Origin of the sequence: Floccifex sp. (assembly GCF_051873555.1) — a bacterium.
In the GTDB taxonomy this organism is placed as follows: Bacteria; Bacillota_I; Bacilli_A; order Erysipelotrichales; family Erysipelotrichaceae; genus Floccifex.
This window is the reverse complement of sequence record NZ_JBJEEY010000029.1, coordinates 1-16,643: the sequence shown is the minus strand read 5'-3', so window position 1 is coordinate 16,643 and position 16,643 is coordinate 1. Positions and strand designations below refer to the sequence as shown.

Below are 16,643 nucleotides of genomic sequence, written 5' to 3'. Positions count from 1 at the left end.
CCTGAAATATACTGCATTCAACAAATGATGCGATTTTTTCTTCGCTCATTCCTTCCATTTTAAGTTTATAAGCTATTTTCATTTTTTCTTCAAGTTTTCCTTCGACTTTTCCTTCAACTTTCCCTTCTGCTCTTCCTTGAGATAAACCTTGTGCTATTCCTTGAGCCATACCTTCCGCTATTGCTTTATTTCTAAATTGTTCTAAAGCTTCACACATATCATTTTCCTCCACATTTCCGGTTTTGAGTTGTTTGACAGCTTCTTTAAGTTCTGTCGTTTTCATATCTCGATAATCACTGCATCCAAAGTCATACATCAATAAACCCAGCTCATCACTTCCTCGATATTGTCCATTGACAACCATTAAATGCATTCGATCATTAAATGGACTGTTATCTAATTGTTTAATTGTTCTTTCTACTTGATAAACTGGAAATCCCTTTTTATAGATATCTTCTTCTGTTATAAAGATGACATGGATTTCTCTGCATTCATCATATCTCATATTCTTCTTTAAATATTCGATATCCAGAACACTGGCATAGTAGCGAAGTCTTTCGGGTTTGGCATTGTTTCTTTCCATTTCGATATCGTATATATTTCCTTTTGTATCTTCAATAATGACATCACAAACAATAGATTTAGACAACACCTGTTTTAGATCTTTTTGGATTTCATATCTTTTGATTTGTATATCCGTTTGATTCAATACAATATTTAATACCTTTTCTAATAAATTCTTATTGTTTCGAAACAAGATACGCATGAACAGATCATCAATGGGTCTTAGCTGTTCAATAATTTCAAGATATTCTTGTTTTGCCGCGGGTATTGTGTAGTATTTTTATTCATTTAAAAATCCTCCTTATAATATTCAATTGTTTTATAAGTTACTCCGCAGTTTGAACATCTTTATTTCTCCTTTTTATACTTTCATCTTATCATATTTAGAAATTATTATTTTGGTTATTATTTACATTAATTCGTATATTATTTACAAAAAATTAATTGTGATAACAAAGTGACAAAGAAAAAAGGATCTTTACGATCCTACTTCGTGAACCATTCCTGGTTTCCATCATTGTATATAATTTGTGCTTTTACTTTCTTTTTTTGAATATCTAACAAAACATAGCTTCCTGGTTTATTACTTCTTGGAAACCAGATAGAACCCGGATTGATGATATATATGCCTTGTTCTTTATAAGCTTCAGCAATATGTGTATGACCAAAACAAACAATATCGCATTTTTTTACCAAAGCATCGTGAATAAGACTTAAATGACGATATGCGATACATTTATGGGAATGAACGACTAACATACGATGTCCTTCAATTTCTAAGACAATAGAAGAAGGCATGCCCTGAAAATAATCTGAATTTCCTTTTACAACAATCCATTCTGGATAATCTCTGGGATCGTCTTCTAAATCTCCACAGTGGATAAAGTAATCTACATCTTTATAGCGTTCTTGTATTTCATATAGACATTCATTGTGATAATGTGTATCACTGACTATAATGGCTTTCATAGATCACTAAATTCCATTTCTTCCATGCATAAATTGGATTTAAACATTTTTTTCGCATTTTTCTTTCCAACATATCTTAAAAAATAAGGATTATATTCTTTATTTGTGATTTCTTCTTTTCCTTGCGGAAAACGAATCACAAAACCATATCGATATGCATTATCTTCTAACCACTCAATAGTTTCTTCATTCACATATGAAATTTCTTGTCCTTCTTCTTTTTCTAAATTTTGAACAATCCATTCACTTAAACCTGAAACAATCAAAGAATATCCATATTGAAGTTCATTTTGACCGGCTGTAGACATATATAAATGCGCTTGTTCAGGATAAGATTCTCGAAAAGAATTATATTGATTTAAAATGGTTTCATAGTTTTCATAACCACATTCAAATGTTAAATCTTTTCCCATAACTTTTTTATAATCCTCACACATCGCATTTAAATCTTCTACACAAACTTGGCGAATTTGAATATTTTGAAAAGATACAGTTTCTGGTTGATATTTATAAATTGTATATTTTAATCCTAAAATCACAAATGGATTTGAAAGATCTGAAACTAAAGATATATCTTCATTTAAAATCCATTCCGTTTCATAAAACGTTATTAAATCTGTATAAGAATAATACTTTAATAAATTAGGAAGAGATTTTAAAGAAAAATGAGACCGATAACGATTCACAAAATTCACGATTGTCTGATTGTCTTCTTCCTGGCTTTTTTTTGCACTGGAATACAACAACGTATTATGAATATCAAATCCTTCACATTCAATAAAATCCATAAACTGCCCTGGTTCAATTTGTTGATTAATAATGTAGTTAATATCGTCGCTATCTAAATACTTTAATAAAATATCTCTATTTTCATCATTTACATATGGATATCTTGCCAATGCATCATAAGACTGATTCATGCGAACATAACATAAAGTGGCAATGCACATACATAAAACGATTAAAAGAACACGTGCGACAAATGTTTTTTTATCTAATTTCAAAATCTTACCTCAACTCGATTATAACATCACTCATGTAAGGCTTCAAATAAGTCTTGTGCAACTTGTTCAGGAACAACTTCCATTAATTCTTCTAATGAAGCCAGTTTCATTTGTTTCACGCTCTTAAAATGTTTCATTAAAGCTTTTTTACGCTTAGGTCCAATGCCATTGACACCATCTAAAATCGATTGAGTCATTCCTTTTTTTCTTAAATTTCGATGATACGAAATCGCAAAGCGATGTACTTCATCTTGCATTCTTGTTAATAAAAAAAACAATGGATCTTCTTTCTTTAATTCAATTTCTTCTAAATTTTCATTAATTAAAGCTCGTGTCGTATGTTTATCGTCTTTAACAAGTCCCATAATCAACAAAGGCAAATCCAATTCATTTTTAATTTCTTTTGCGACTTGAACTTGAAGCTTTCCTCCATCCACCAGCAACAAATCTGGAAACTTTTTTTGTTCCATCAACAAACGAAAATACCGCCTATATAATACTTCTTTCATACTATCTAAATCTGAGCGATATTTTTCTTTTAATTGATAATGACGATATTGATTCTTATCAGGAAGTCCATCTTTATATACGACCAAACCCGATACATTATATGTCCCAGATAAATGTGAATTATCAAATAATTCCACAACATGTACTTCTTTTTGACAAATTTCATTTAAATGCTGATTCGCTAATTGTAAATCCTTTTCTTTTCTTTCCACCAAAGCAAATTTTTGTTCATGGGCTTCTTTCGCATTTTGAATCACTAAATCCACTAATTTTTTCTTTTCCCCTTTTATTGGAATTTTTACTTTCGTATTCAAAGAATCCGCTAGAATATCAATTGGCGTATCCCTAGGTACTAATATTTCTTTTGGAACTATATTATTTTGATAATATTGCATAATAAAACTCAAAAACGCATCCATGGTGTCTTCATAAATAGGTTGAATCGCAAAAGTTCTTTCCAGTAATTTTCCTTGTCTTATAAAGAAGCCCTGAAAAGAAACATAGCCTTTGTCTTCATAAAACCCAAAAACATCGCGGTTGATTCCATCTTGAAAATCAATTAATTGTTTTTGTTCAATGTGTTTGATTGCTTCAATAGATTGTAGAATTTGTTGTGCCTTTTCAAACTGTAACAACTCACTAGCTTGTTCCATTTGACTTTGAAGCATCGATAAAATTTCTTTTGTATCGCCTTGTAAAAATTTACGAACAGAATTTTTCATTTCTTTATTTTCATTTGAATCGATTTCATGAATACAAGGTGCCTTGCATTGATGCATATGATAATATAAACACGCTTTTTTTGGCATATGATCACATTTTCGAATAGGAAACAAAGTATGAATTAAACGTACCATTTGTGTAGCACTTTGTGCACTTGGATAAGGCCCATAATACGTAGCTTTTTTATTTTTTATATTTCTAGTCGTATAAACACGAAAATGTTCTTCCTGGCTCATCGCAATATACGGATACGAAGAATCATCCATCAACATAATATTAAAAGGCGGACGATGTTTCTTTATTAAATTAATTTCCAATAATAAAGCTTCTTTTTCACTTGACGTAACAATAAACTCAAAATCCCGAATATTTTGTACCAATTTCGTCGTTTTATAATCATGAACGCCATGAAAATAAGAACGAACCCGATTCTTTAATATCTTGGCCTTTCCAACATACAAAATATCCTGATTTTCATTTTTCATTAAATAACACCCCGGACAATCCGGTAATAAAGCCAGTTTATCTTGTAAATGCTTTGAAACTTCCATAATCCACCTACTTCAATAAAACAATTGTAGCCCCTAATCCACCATCCGATGGACCCGCACTCATTTTATTTAACACCATAGGATGACAATCCAATTCCTTCCAGATTGCATTTCGTAAAGCCCCTGTACCCATTCCATGAATAATACGTACTTGTTTGACTTTATGATACACAGCCTGATCAATATAATGATCCAATTCACGAATTCCTTCTTCTACTCGCATTCCAATTAAATTCAATTCCAAAGGAAAACGCGTAAATATACGATCTTGATGCATTTTCTTTTTGATTGTTTGCACCTTTGGACGACTGATTCTTTCAAGACGATTCATTTTAACTTTCATCTTCATACCATTGACCAAAACCACAGCTTCTTTTTTTCGAATTTCCAGAATTTCTCCATGACTCGCCAAATTCTCAATTTGAACATAGTCTCCAACTTTTAAAGACTCATCCACTTTTTTTTCTTCTTGTTTCTGATTCTTTTGTTGCATCACATGAATCTGATGAAGTGCCTCACTTTGTTTATGAGATTTTTGCTCAGATTTTAATGAATCAATAATTTCATTGGCTTCTTTTTCTTTTTCCTCTAATAATTCAAGAAGACGACTCTCATAGTCCTCTTGAAAATCCTTTTTCTTCTTTTCCCATTTCTTCTTTTCTTCAACTGCTTCTTTTTGAATCTGATGCGCCTCTTTAATCATCTTTGAAAAACGCTCTTTTTCAAGTAAAACATCATTTTGAAGTTTTTCTAATTTCTCCAGTTGACGCTGTACATCTTCTTCATTTTGTTCTTTATAATACTTTGCACGATCTAAAATCGAATTTTGAATCTTATAATTTCCGGCAATCAAAAACGCATAACTCGCACCACTGACTCCTGGAATATATTTATAAGTCGGTTGTAAAGAAGAACTATCAAATTCCACACTACTCACTAAAACTACTTCACTGGCTTTTCCATAGGATTTTACTTGTGAATAATGAGTTGAAGTAATGATGGTGCATCCTTTTTCCATTAAATACTCTAAAATCGCAATGGCTAGACTGGCCCCTTCTAATGGATCGGTCCCATTTCCAATTTCATCTAATAACACAAAAGAATGTGACGTACAATGTTGACAAATATAAGAAATCTTAGAAATATGAGAAGAAAACGTAGATAGATTTTGTTCAATGGATTGGTTGTCTCCAATATCAAAAAACAACGAATCAAAATAAGGAATCAAAGCACGATCACATAAAACAGGAAAACCAGCATGTGCTAAAGACACAAACAATCCAATTGTTTTTAACGTAACTGTTTTTCCACCCATATTCGGTCCAGAAATCATTAAACACTTTTGATCTGGTTTCAATTGATATGTATTAGCCACTACTTTTTGTGCATCAATCAAAGGATGACGTGCTCTTTCTAAAGTCAAAGAACGAATTGACATTTTTACAACCGGTACACAGCCTTGTCTTTCATATGCCCATTTAGCTTTTGAAATCAGCTCATCCAATAATGTCATAGTCTCTAAATCCGATAGTATTAAAATTTCATTTTGAGCCACGTTTTCACTTAATTGCGCACAAATACGATGTATTTCTTCTTCGATATTGGCTTCAATTTGTGCAATTTCATTATTCAATCCCACAAAAGCTTCTGGTTCAATATAACTAGCTAACCCCGATTGACTTGAAGCATGGACCATACCTCCAAAACGATTCTTATCCTGATTTTTAACTAAAACTGATAATCGACCATTAATGGTTGTACTCATGGATTCCATTAAAGAATGACTATTGGCTTTAATAAAATGACGTGCTTTTTCATTTAATGTTAAACGCGTATCGACTAATTTTTTATGAAGATTCTTTAACTTTTCACTAGCATCTATTTTAACGTGTCCAGTCGCATCAATTTGTGAAACAATTTGTTTACAAACCTTTACACAAGGATCCATAGACTGAGCTAAGTCCTTGATTTCTTTGGTATTTGAATTTAAAAATGTTTCTCTTACATTTTTAACTGCACTTAAAAAAGAAGAAATTTCATATAATTCATAAGGCGTACAAACCATTTTTTTCTTTGTCTTTTTCACAGAAGAAGAAATATCACTACAACCTGCAAAAGAAACAATGCCTCCTTCTTGAATAAAAGTAAAAGCTTCTTGAACTCGATTTAATTCCATTTGAATGATTGCATAATCAAACAAAGGAACACTATCGAGAATCATTTGTTTTGAACAAGAAAAAGAAGCATATTGGCTGACTTGTTCTAATACACGATCAAAATCAATGGCTTTATTTAATTCACTTTGATTCATATAAAACTCCTTCCACATATTTTAAAGGCGAATAATCAATAAATTCTTGTCCATTTTCAATCCATGGCAAATGACAAATTAAAACCAGAAACAAACTCATAATCAATATTTTTATGCAACTTATACCCATTCCCAATAATCGATCGAGTTTCTTCATAGGCGAAGAATAAATGGCTTTTCGAAGAAGATTTTCAAAAATTGAAAAAATACATTTGAGTACAACATAACAAATAAAAAACCACAGAATTTGATTAACAATATTAAAATGAAAAAAAGGAATGAGACTGGCCATATCATCACAAAAATGAAAAGACACATAAAAACAAATGAGCATACTTATTACATCAAAGATTTGACAAATCAATCCTTTTTTGTATCCTGAAATTAAATTCATCAAACATATAAAAACAAGAATTCCAACATATATATTAAAATATTCGATTTGTAAGGTCATGCATGTATTTTATCATATTCTAAGAATCAATTTGATTTTTTTTATTCTTTGTTTACAATGAAACTATGACAAAAACAAAAACTATGACAAAACAAGAAATCATTGAACTGAAAAAAAGATGTCAGCCCTATATTCTAAAAGAAAGCCAGCCATCGTATACATATTATCAAATTAAAACACAAGACTGTACCATTACAGCCTATACTTCAGGGAAAGTCGTTTTTCAAGGAAAAGATGTTTCCTGGTTAGAAGAAGAAAAAACAAATCAAATTTTTCCTCAAGCAGGAAGTGATGAAGTAGGTACTGGTGATTATTTTGGTCCTGTTGTTGTTGCAGCTTGTATTGTTGAAGATGATGCTCCTTTAAAACATCTTTCCATTCAGGATTCCAAACAAATACAAGATGAACAAATTCGTAAACTGGCACCCGTAATTCAGTCTCTTTGTCCGTATTCGATTTGTATTGTTGATAATTTAAAATACAATCAAGTTCATGAAAAACACAATATGGTTGATATTAAATGTCGTTTGCATAATCAAGTCTATGTGAATTTAATTCATAAAGGATATACACTTCCCAAACAAATTGTGATTGATCAATTTGTACAAAAAAATAGTTATTATCGATATTTAAAAAATGAAAAAGAAGTCGTTGAAAATATTCATTTTGAAACCAAAGCCGAAAATAAATATTTAGCTGTTGCTTGTGCATCAATATTAGCTCGAAATGCGTTTTTAGAGTATTGGGACAAAATGGAACAAAAATATCAGTTTCATTTTCAAAAAGGCGCCAGTCACTTAGTAGATGAATGTGCTAAACATTTTGTGCAACAATATGGAAAAGACGAATTAAAGAAAGTGGCCAAGCTCCATTTTAAAAATACAGAAAAAATCTAAAAGAAGTTGTGCTTCCACAACTTTTTTAGTTTCTGCTCAATTTCCCCAGGACTCGATAATTTCACCATTCTCAACTTTAAAGTTTTCCAGTAGCCGAAATTCCCATGCAAGTCCCACTATGCATTCCATCATAGAGAACACGAGTGGCAACCATCTCTCCTTTTACTTTCATCGAAAAAAAAGACTGGTACATAACCAATATAGGTTCTATCTTTCAAATAGAATATCTTTTATTTGTATCTAATTCATTAATAATTAATCTTTTCGTTTCTTTTTACATATTTCTATAATCTCATTCACATAATTATAAGTCCTGCAACAATAATATCATCATAACTAAGGTAAAATAATAAAAAATAGTGTAATAATAGTGAAATAATAGTGTATTTTATTAGAGTAGTCGTTCTAAAAAAGAGTATAATATATATGATGAAATGAGGTGTTTATCTTGATTCAAATATCTTTAACCAATGAAATTTTAAAAAAAATATTGTCAATTGATGAAAATCGTATTTCACTAAAATCAATTGAATTACCGACCATGACAACAAATAGATTACGTAAGAACTCAAAAAAGAAAAGTTCTTATGCATCAAATAAAATTGAAGGAAATCCATTAACAGAAAAACAAGCGAACGAAGTCATTGAAAAAGATGAACATAGACATTTACTAAAACCTGAACAAGAAATCAGAAATTATTTTCTTGCTTTAAATTTTTTAGAAGAAAAGATTAAGCATAAAGAGCCATTTTCTAAAAAAATGATTCTTGAAGTGCAGTCTTTAGTAGAAAAAGGTGCTTCAAAAGAGAAAATAGGATTACGTGGACCAATGCCTCCAGGAATGTTATTCGCAGTATATGATTCTGTGACTGGTAAAGCCGATTATATTCCACCTGAATATTCAGAAATCCCCGAATTGCTGGATGAACTTGTCGATTATGTAAATACAACGGATGATCATCCTTTGATTATGGCAGCCATTGTACATTATCAACTTGTAACTATCCACCCTTTTGAAGATGGAAATGGTAGAACTGCCAGATTAATGTCTGGATATATACTTGACTATTATGGTTATGGTTTCAATGGTATAGGATCATTAGAGGAATATTTCGCATATGACAGTAATGAGTATTATAATTCATTACAAATGGGCCTTCCTGTTTTATACTATTCAGGAAGAAATAATCCTCCTCATCCTGAAATCTGGATTCATTACTTTTTACATATGGTCGAATTATATTCAAAAAAAGTATGTGAAATTTCCATTGATGCACAGGAAAATGATTTAGACGGAAGTTTATCTTATCTTAGCATGAAAGAACAAGAATTACTTATTTTCTTAATAAACAAAAAAATGTTTGAATTTACTCCTATTCATGTAAGCAAGATACTAGGAGTAACAAACAAAACCATTATTAACAGATGTGTTAATCTTACAAAAAGTGGTTTCTTACTACCAAATATTGTAAACCAAAGAATACGTTCCTATTCTTTGAGTGAATTTACAAAAAGAAACACAAAGAAAATACTATCAAAAATCAACTTTCAACAATAAGGCTTAGAATCAATGATATCTAGCCTTTTTTTATTAACAATCAATGTATAACTATTCTCATCACTAAAAAAAGAACAAGATCTACTTGCTCTAAATTTTATATTCAATAAAAGCTTGTATCATTGTTCCTGTAATGCTGGAAGGACCAATTTGGTTGATGATGGATTCACGTGAAAAGAAACGAGCATCGTATAATTCATTGGTTTCCAATATAATTTTATCACTGCCATCTAATTCACAAACAAAACCGACTTGAAGATTTTGGGCAAATCCCCATGGCTGTGAACCAAAATAATGAATATTTTTAACTTTCAGTCCCACTTCTTCTTGTACTTCCCGTACTATAGTATCTTCTAAGCTCTCTCCATATTCCACAAAACCAGAAATTAAAGCATATGGCTTATCTTTTCCATGTTTTGCTAATAATAAACGATTACCATCGATAATACAGATATTCACGGCTGGATTAATACGAGGATAAATTGTATTTTGACAATGTGGACATCGTAACATAAATTCATGTTCATCGAGTTTTAATTTGTTTCCACAACATCCGCAATATTTATTTTTTTGCAACCATTGATGAATATGAAATCCATTCATAATCGCAAAAGATAAATTTTCAGGACCATGGTATCGAATTTCACGTAAATCACAATATGTTGTATTTTTGTTTTCAAGAGATAAAAAGAATTTTTCATTTTCAATTGAAAACAAATATAAACAATTGACTTTCAAATCTTTATATCTCGGTAATTTAATTTCATTTTCTTTGATTTGACCCGCAAATTGATTATTTTGATACATCAATATAAAATCATTGTCTTGCACTAAAAGATGCTGATAAATATGGTCAAATTTTCCATTAATTTCATGAATCATGGCTTTCGCCTTCTTTCATTCGATTCAATATCGTATCTTTCTTTTCATCTAAATACGAAAGAATATCATCTTTATCAATTTCTGCCATTTTATCGCCTAATTCCCCTGCTTTTTGTGAAACATTAAAGAAAACTTCTGCTTTTTTATCTTCCAATTCCTGCAAAGCCTTTCTTGTTTTTTCTTCATATTCTTTTAATTTCTGTTTTAAAATATCAGGACTAATCCGCATAGTTGGATATGCTTTTTCCAAACGAGCAACTGTAAGGGAACCATTTTTAAGGGCTTTATGAATTTTTGTACTGATTTCTTCGGAATCATCCAATGCAGTTCCATCAATTTCATCTCGAATCACATGCATAGCCATTCGCGATACAAAACAATCTATACACATTTCAATGATAATCAAAATAGATAGAATCCATTTTGTGATTTCAGGAATACAATCCAATCCATATCGAATCCATGGATATAAAATATGAAGAATGACAACAGCTGCCAATCCAAACAAAATAATATTTCCAATCCATACGCGTCCATGTATATTCATTGGCTTATTGGAATAATCCCACCATCTGGCATGGTATCTTTTTTCCATAATATAGCTGACAATATATTCTAAAGTCCCACAAATCACACATCCACTAAAAAAAACAGGAGCGATTCCATTTTTAATATTCAATCCATCACCAATGATTAAAATAATAAAAACAACACCAAATCCATAAATTGGACAATACGGTCCAATTAAGAATCCACGATTCACAAAGCGACCAAGTTCAATGAGTTTCAGTGTCACTTCCATAATCCATCCTAAAACAGAAAATACAAAAAATACAATGACAATTTCAGATAAACTTAAGCTCACTGTTTCCCTCCTTTAATAATTTTGACATCGACTTGAATATTTTGATCCAATTGCACATATTCCACCTGAGCATGGTCAAACATTTTTTTCGAAGCTAGATTGGTTTGTGTTCCATTGTATTTGTCGCTTTCATAGACAACTCGTTTAATTCCGGATTGAATAATGGCTTTGGCGCATTCATTACATGGAAACAAAGACACATAAATCGTGCATCCTTCTAAATTTTGTATGCTGTTTAAAATCGCATTTAATTCAGCATGCACCACAAATGGATATTTTGTTTCTAAAAAATCTCCATCTCTTTGCCATGGAAATAAAGAATCTTCACATCCCATGGGAAATCCATTGTATCCTAAACCCACTACTCTTTTTTCTTTATTGACAATACAAGCGCCAACTTGTGTATTTGGATCTTTGGATCGCTTTGCGGATAAATGGGCCATACTCATAAAGTATTGATCCCAGGACAATACATCGATTCGCTGGTTCATGATTCTTCCTCCAGTTGTTTTAATATTTGTGCAAATTCCGGTTCTAAGTCGATTTCAAAAGACATTTTTTCATGTGTTCTTGGATGAATAAATTCCAGTTTATTGGCATGAAGAAGCTGACCATGACTTTCAATTGTTTTTCGATAGCCATATGTTGGATCACCGGCAATAGGGTGTCCAATATATTGCATATGAACACGAATTTGATGGGTTCTTCCGGTTTCAAGTTGACATTGCACATAAGCAAAGTCTTTAAAATTCTTTAATACCGTAAAATGTGTAATCGCATCTTTGGAATTTTTTGCGGTAACCTCCATTTTTTTGCGATCTTTTTCACATCGTCCAATAGGTGCATGTACCGTTCCATATTCATGAGAAAACGGATGATGGACAATGCAGACATATTGACGATGACATGTTTTATCCATGAGTTGTTCACTGATGGCATTGTGAGCCATATCATTTTTACAAACCACCAGTAAACCAGATGTGTCTTTATCAATACGATGTACAATTCCAGGTCGCATGACTCCATTGATTCCACTTAAATCTTTGCAATGATACAACAAAGCATTGACAAGTGTTCCACTATAGTGTCCAGGAGCTGGATGAACAACCATTCCTTTTGGTTTATTGATTACAATAACATCACTATCTTCATATACAATATTTAATGGAATGTTTTCAGGAAGTACTTCTGTGCTTTCTAATTCAGGTTGTTCAATTTGTAATATGTCATTTAAACAAAGTGAATAACTTGCCTTTTCTTGTTTCCCATTCACTAAAACAAAGCCCTGATCAATTAGGTCTTTTCCTCTTTTACGAGAAACATCACAAATAGATGCGATGGCTTTATCTAATCTTTGATTTACATATTTGACTGTGACAATTGTTTCTTCCATCTTTTCTTTTCCTCAATTTCTTCTAAAACCATACATAATAAAATAATGCCAAATCCTACGGTAATACAAATATCGGCTACATTAAAAATTGGAAAAGCATAGTTTCCAATATAAACGCCAATAAAATCACGTACATATTGTAAAAGCATTCGATCCATCAAATTTCCAATGGCACCTGAAAAAACCAGAATATAACCGAAATTTGTGAATCGTCTATCTGAATGATAAAACATATAAACAATCACAACCAAGGCCACTAATGTAATAATCAAAAAGAAAATGGTTCCAAATCCTTCCATCATACTAAAAGCAGCCCCTGTATTTTGATAATAAGTCAAATACAGGAAGTGATCGATAATTTGTATTTGTTCATGCAAAGCCAAGTGATTCACAATGACTTGTTTTGTGTATTGATCAACAGCAATTAATACCATTGACAACAATATCCCAATCGACCATTTTTTCATATGAACCTCCTTTTCTTGTTCTTTCATTCTAGCACAAAAAAAGAAAAATTTTAAATATATAAAAAAGGAGCTCTTTGGCTCCCGATATTAGTTTCTCAATTTTCCATATTCAACGCTGGACAAATCTTCAATTGGATTTCCATAAATTCGAACCGTCTCCAGTAATGTTAAATTCTTCAAAGGCGAAACATCTGTAATTTGGTTGTCTTTTAAAGAAAGAGAAATCAAATATGGTAAATGACCAATTGGTGTAATGTCTTTAATCGCATTGTGATCTAAACGCAAATAAGAAATAAAAGACAAATCTTTTAATGGCGTTAAATCTTCAATATTGTTGTTGTAGAAATCCACAAAACATAATTCCTTTAATTCCTTTAAAGCCGATATATCACAAACATTGTTGTATTCCATATTTAAAATTTGAAGTTGTTTCATATCTACTAAACAAGAAATATCTGTAATGTCATTGTTTCCTGCTTTTAAATCAACCATTTGATTGGCATGTTTTAAAGGCGAAATATCTTGAATTAAGTTGTTGTTGATATTAAGATGTACTAATTTATCCGCTTTCTTTAAAAAATCAATGTCATCTAATTGACAATATTGAGCTTTAAAAGTAGTTAAATTCGAAACCGTTATAAAATCATCAATATTTTGAATTTCATTTTTTGATACATCTAATTTTCTTAAATTCTTTAGATGATTTAATTCACGCATATCTTTAAAACCAGTTTGTTCCATACGAAGAACTTGTAACTTATCTAAAGAACGCAAGAATTCAAAATTATCGGGTTCATTATATGATAGGTCTAATTCTTCTAAAGAAGGAAAATCAGCTAAAGAAGAATAATTTTTTAAATATGGACAATTTTGTACATTTAATACACGCAAATGTTCCATTGAAGATAATGGCGAAATATCATTCATTAAATTCGTTGATAAATCTAATTCTTCCAGAGTTGAAACATACGTTAAATCATTCATGCTAAATAAACGCATACCTGATAAATCCAATTTTCGAAGATCTTTTAAACGTCCTAATACTGCAAAACTAAATGGTCCATTTTCTGTATTGATACTCACTTCTTTTAAGCGTCTACATTTTTCCAAATAATCCAGAGTATCAATTTTTGCTTTTGTTAAATTTAAATACTCTAAATTGATCATGGCCGCCACTGCAGAAATATCCATCGTATATAAATTATTACGAGATAGATCCAGATATTTCAATTGACGATATCCATGTAAAGCTTGTATATCACGCAACTGATTTCCTGAAACATCGAGTTTTTCAATATTACGAAGATCTTTAATTGGTTCCAATGATTGAAGCTTATTACGTGATAAAATTAATGTTTCGAGATTCTGTGCATATTCCAATCCATTCAAAGACTCAATTTCATGTTCCTGGGCATCTAAATATACAAGATCCAGCATCTTTTCTTCATTAATTTCTTCTTCAGAACATTTTAATTTTGCCGCAATGGCTTGTCTTAGACCGTCATCTTTAATTAACATAACTATGACCTCCATTTTTTATTATTATACACCATTAATACAAAAAATTATTAATCTTTTGATGCATAATGTGAATAAATCCATTGTTGAAATAGCCATAATAAACCAATTCCTAAAATCCAAAATGGAGACATCAAGCCAATCATAGAAAATGCACAAATAAATATCATACAAACCAAATAAATTTTGGACATAATCTGAAAGGTTTTATAACAACTTTGACCAATTTTTATTTGTTCCATTTCATCACAACTTTCAAACCATTCCTTTTGAAACTTGGTATCCAGAATATTTCCTTTTTTTTCAGGATTCATTACCTGAATAGCTTGAATGACTTTATTTTGTAGAACAACCATCCAGACAATATCGAATATTAATAAAACAAAGAAAGGAAGAATCCATTCCATTAAACGAAATCCAGATAAACCTAAGCAAATAAAGCATAAAGGTCCATTAATATTTAATAAAGTCACAGCTTTTGATAATATTTGATTGGCTTTTTCATAACTAGCTTCGTCTTCATGATGAATATAGGGTTTCGATTGAAAATAAAAAACTGTTGAAATGATTAATAACAAAAAGCTAATTCCATAAGAATAAATTCCATTAAACACAAAGACATCAGATAAAGAAATCATGATTTCAATAAGTTGCTGGTAGAAATGAATCAATCCAAGTCCAAATCCGATTCCAATTAGAAAAGCTATAATTAATATACAAATAAATTGAATCATTATTTTCTTATTTGTTTTCATATTCTTCCTCCAGATAAAATACATCTTCAACTTGTTTATCAAATAAAGCACAAATCTTTAAGGCCAGAAAAACACTGGGATGGTAATCCCCTCTTTCAATGGAACTAATTGTTTGTCTGGACACACCAACTAAACTTGCTAGCTCTTGCTGGTTGTATCCCTTTGATGCACGACATTCTTTTAATCGATTTTTTAATGGCATTCTCTCCCTCCTGACTATTATAATTGTCATTTTGACTACTTTACTTGTCATTTATTATTGTAAATTGGATATTATAAATAGTCAATAAAATAATTTTAAACCAATATGGACATTTTACACACAAACATGTTAAAATATTATTGGGTAGGGATTCTTTATTATTTCCGGAGTTGTTTATAAACAATAAACAACCTTTAAGTAATTTTTAATTCCGGGAGGTAAAAACATGTGCACTGGTAAAGTGAAATGGTTTAACGCTGAAAAAGGTTTTGGTTTTATTATTGGAACCGATGGAAAAGATGTATTTGTTCACTTCTCTTCTATTAATGCCAAAGGTTACCGTACTTTAGAAGAAGGCCAAACGGTAACTTATGATTTAATCGAAAGCGAACGCGGTAAACAAGCAGCAAATGTGTCAGTCGTTCAGTAAGAACACAAAAAAGCACCCTATAGTGCTTTTTTTGTGATATTATGCAAAAATACGAAGTCGTAAAAGACTATGTTTATAGCCAATTTGCGAAAATCAGCTATGAACCCTTAAAAACAGCTGCTTACACTCACACTGCCATGGTTGATGCATCCATTACCCTGCTAGCTATTTCTCGAAATGTTCGTGTAGAACGCGCTAAAATTTGTGCTCTTCTACATGACTATGCTCAATTTGTGGATAATTGTCCACATGATCAGCATGCAAAGTTATCCAGTTTATATGCTTGTAATTTTTTAAAGAGCACAGAATTATTCAAAGTCAATGAAATTGATGATATTTGTTATGCCATTCAAATGCATTCACATAAAGAACAATTTGATTCTCCTTTATGTGAAGTATTAAAAGATGCTGATGTACTGGCTCGGTTTTTAGAAAATCCAGAAAAAAAATTATCGGAAATTGAAACAAAACGATTATTAAAGGCTACTTCTGATATTCAAAAATAAGCACTTGAAAAAGTGTTTTTTTATGTTCTCACCTCAACTTTGAAAATTTTGTATAACTAAAAAATAAAGAGCATCAGTAGGTGAA

Annotated in this window: 18 protein-coding genes; 4 read left to right on the top strand and 14 right to left on the bottom strand. The window is 31.0% G+C overall.

Going from position 1 to position 16,643, the window contains the following annotated elements:
• From ACI32A_RS01940 to ACI32A_RS01915, 6 genes are all read right to left on the bottom strand, one after another.
• A partial coding sequence (locus tag ACI32A_RS01940) for an Rpn family recombination-promoting nuclease/putative transposase (RefSeq protein WP_439753336.1) occupies positions 1-766 on the bottom strand: 766 nt, incomplete at its 3' end.
• Between the two features lie 284 nt (positions 767-1,050).
• The gene (locus ACI32A_RS01935; RefSeq protein ID WP_439753335.1) at positions 1,051-1,533 is read right to left on the bottom strand and encodes a YfcE family phosphodiesterase; all 483 of its coding nucleotides are present in this window, start codon (positions 1,531-1,533) and stop codon (positions 1,051-1,053) included.
• Entirely contained in the window at positions 1,530-2,537 is a 1,008-nt protein-coding gene (locus tag ACI32A_RS01930; RefSeq protein ID WP_439753334.1) for a D-alanyl-D-alanine carboxypeptidase family protein, read from the bottom strand. The genes ACI32A_RS01935 and ACI32A_RS01930 overlap by 4 nt, the downstream gene beginning before the upstream one ends.
• A 26-nt stretch (positions 2,538-2,563) precedes the next feature.
• Positions 2,564-4,321: an excinuclease ABC subunit UvrC gene (gene uvrC, locus ACI32A_RS01925; protein ID WP_439753333.1), complete on the bottom strand. Its 1,758-nt coding sequence runs from the start codon at positions 4,319-4,321 to the stop codon at positions 2,564-2,566.
• Positions 4,322-4,328: 7 nt separating this feature from the next.
• Entirely contained in the window at positions 4,329-6,632 is a 2,304-nt protein-coding gene (locus tag ACI32A_RS01920) for an endonuclease MutS2 (RefSeq protein WP_439753332.1), read from the bottom strand.
• Entirely contained in the window at positions 6,619-7,086 is a 468-nt protein-coding gene (locus tag ACI32A_RS01915; RefSeq protein WP_439753331.1) for a CvpA family protein, read from the bottom strand. Before ACI32A_RS01915 ends, ACI32A_RS01920 begins: the two co-directional genes overlap by 14 nt.
• A 65-nt stretch (positions 7,087-7,151) precedes the next feature.
• Here ACI32A_RS01915 and rnhC point away from each other — a divergent pair, with 65 nt between their 5' ends.
• Together rnhC and ACI32A_RS01905 are read left to right on the top strand one after the other, a co-directional pair.
• On the top strand, positions 7,152-7,982 hold the full coding sequence (gene rnhC, locus ACI32A_RS01910; protein WP_439753330.1) for a ribonuclease HIII: 831 nt from the start codon (positions 7,152-7,154) through the stop codon (positions 7,980-7,982).
• Positions 7,983-8,430: 448 nt separating this feature from the next.
• The gene (locus tag ACI32A_RS01905) at positions 8,431-9,540 is read left to right on the top strand and encodes a Fic family protein (RefSeq protein WP_439753329.1); all 1,110 of its coding nucleotides are present in this window, start codon (positions 8,431-8,433) and stop codon (positions 9,538-9,540) included.
• Between the two features lie 90 nt (positions 9,541-9,630).
• Here the strand turns inward: ACI32A_RS01905 and nudC are convergent, their stop codons facing one another.
• The 8 genes from nudC to ACI32A_RS01865 all read right to left on the bottom strand — a co-directional run bounded on the left by nudC (position 9,631) and on the right by ACI32A_RS01865 (position 15,622).
• Complete coding sequence (gene nudC, locus ACI32A_RS01900; protein WP_439753328.1) at positions 9,631-10,422, bottom strand: NAD(+) diphosphatase; 792 nt, start codon at positions 10,420-10,422, stop codon at positions 9,631-9,633.
• Positions 10,412-11,287 carry a putative ABC transporter permease gene (locus ACI32A_RS01895; protein ID WP_439753327.1) on the bottom strand — a complete coding sequence of 292 codons (876 nt, stop codon included), beginning with the start codon at positions 11,285-11,287 and terminating at the stop codon, positions 10,412-10,414. The genes nudC and ACI32A_RS01895 overlap by 11 nt, the downstream gene beginning before the upstream one ends.
• Entirely contained in the window at positions 11,284-11,778 is a 495-nt protein-coding gene (locus tag ACI32A_RS01890; RefSeq protein ID WP_439753326.1) for a deoxycytidylate deaminase, read from the bottom strand. Before ACI32A_RS01890 ends, ACI32A_RS01895 begins: the two co-directional genes overlap by 4 nt.
• Positions 11,775-12,680, bottom strand: a complete 906-nt coding sequence (locus tag ACI32A_RS01885; protein WP_439753325.1) for an RluA family pseudouridine synthase — start codon at positions 12,678-12,680, stop codon at positions 11,775-11,777. Before ACI32A_RS01885 ends, ACI32A_RS01890 begins: the two co-directional genes overlap by 4 nt.
• The gene (lspA, locus tag ACI32A_RS01880; RefSeq protein ID WP_439753324.1) at positions 12,647-13,147 is read right to left on the bottom strand and encodes a signal peptidase II; all 501 of its coding nucleotides are present in this window, start codon (positions 13,145-13,147) and stop codon (positions 12,647-12,649) included. The genes ACI32A_RS01885 and lspA overlap by 34 nt, the downstream gene beginning before the upstream one ends.
• A gap of 87 nt (positions 13,148-13,234) precedes the next feature.
• Positions 13,235-14,665 carry a leucine-rich repeat domain-containing protein gene (locus ACI32A_RS01875; RefSeq protein WP_439753323.1) on the bottom strand — a complete coding sequence of 477 codons (1,431 nt, stop codon included), beginning with the start codon at positions 14,663-14,665 and terminating at the stop codon, positions 13,235-13,237.
• A gap of 50 nt (positions 14,666-14,715) precedes the next feature.
• On the bottom strand, positions 14,716-15,420 hold the full coding sequence (locus ACI32A_RS01870) for a DUF3169 family protein (protein ID WP_439753322.1): 705 nt from the start codon (positions 15,418-15,420) through the stop codon (positions 14,716-14,718).
• On the bottom strand, positions 15,407-15,622 hold the full coding sequence (locus ACI32A_RS01865; protein ID WP_439753321.1) for a helix-turn-helix transcriptional regulator: 216 nt from the start codon (positions 15,620-15,622) through the stop codon (positions 15,407-15,409). Before ACI32A_RS01865 ends, ACI32A_RS01870 begins: the two co-directional genes overlap by 14 nt.
• 226 nt (positions 15,623-15,848) lie before the next feature.
• Here ACI32A_RS01865 and ACI32A_RS01860 point away from each other — a divergent pair, with 226 nt between their 5' ends.
• Complete coding sequence (locus ACI32A_RS01860; protein WP_439753320.1) at positions 15,849-16,052, top strand: cold-shock protein; 204 nt, start codon at positions 15,849-15,851, stop codon at positions 16,050-16,052.
• A 41-nt stretch (positions 16,053-16,093) separates the two neighbouring features.
• On the top strand, positions 16,094-16,558 hold the full coding sequence (locus tag ACI32A_RS01855; protein WP_439753319.1) for an HD domain-containing protein: 465 nt from the start codon (positions 16,094-16,096) through the stop codon (positions 16,556-16,558).
• Positions 16,559-16,643: the final 85 nt, after the last annotated feature.

What these genes read in the sequence shown, in the direction of transcription:
- ACI32A_RS01920 (WP_439753332.1), bottom strand. Translation starts at nt 6,632, where the DNA reads ATGAATCAAAGTGAATTAAATAAAGCCATTGATTTTGATCGTGTATTA.
- ACI32A_RS01885 (WP_439753325.1), bottom strand. Translation starts at nt 12,680, where the DNA reads ATGGAAGAAACAATTGTCACAGTCAAATATGTAAATCAAAGATTAGAT.
- ACI32A_RS01890 (WP_439753326.1), bottom strand. Translation starts at nt 11,778, where the DNA reads ATGAACCAGCGAATCGATGTATTGTCCTGGGATCAATACTTTATGAGT.
- lspA (WP_439753324.1), bottom strand. Translation starts at nt 13,147, where the DNA reads ATGAAAAAATGGTCGATTGGGATATTGTTGTCAATGGTATTAATTGCT.
- ACI32A_RS01875 (WP_439753323.1), bottom strand. Translation starts at nt 14,665, where the DNA reads ATGTTAATTAAAGATGACGGTCTAAGACAAGCCATTGCGGCAAAATTA.
- uvrC (WP_439753333.1), bottom strand. Translation starts at nt 4,321, where the DNA reads ATGGAAGTTTCAAAGCATTTACAAGATAAACTGGCTTTATTACCGGAT.
- ACI32A_RS01915 (WP_439753331.1), bottom strand. Translation starts at nt 7,086, where the DNA reads ATGACCTTACAAATCGAATATTTTAATATATATGTTGGAATTCTTGTT.
- ACI32A_RS01855 (WP_439753319.1), top strand. Translation starts at nt 16,094, where the DNA reads ATGCAAAAATACGAAGTCGTAAAAGACTATGTTTATAGCCAATTTGCG.
- ACI32A_RS01870 (WP_439753322.1), bottom strand. Translation starts at nt 15,420, where the DNA reads ATGAAAACAAATAAGAAAATAATGATTCAATTTATTTGTATATTAATT.
- ACI32A_RS01860 (WP_439753320.1), top strand. Translation starts at nt 15,849, where the DNA reads ATGTGCACTGGTAAAGTGAAATGGTTTAACGCTGAAAAAGGTTTTGGT.
- ACI32A_RS01865 (WP_439753321.1), bottom strand. Translation starts at nt 15,622, where the DNA reads ATGCCATTAAAAAATCGATTAAAAGAATGTCGTGCATCAAAGGGATAC.
- ACI32A_RS01935 (WP_439753335.1), bottom strand. Translation starts at nt 1,533, where the DNA reads ATGAAAGCCATTATAGTCAGTGATACACATTATCACAATGAATGTCTA.
- rnhC (WP_439753330.1), top strand. Translation starts at nt 7,152, where the DNA reads ATGACAAAAACAAAAACTATGACAAAACAAGAAATCATTGAACTGAAA.
- nudC (WP_439753328.1), bottom strand. Translation starts at nt 10,422, where the DNA reads ATGATTCATGAAATTAATGGAAAATTTGACCATATTTATCAGCATCTT.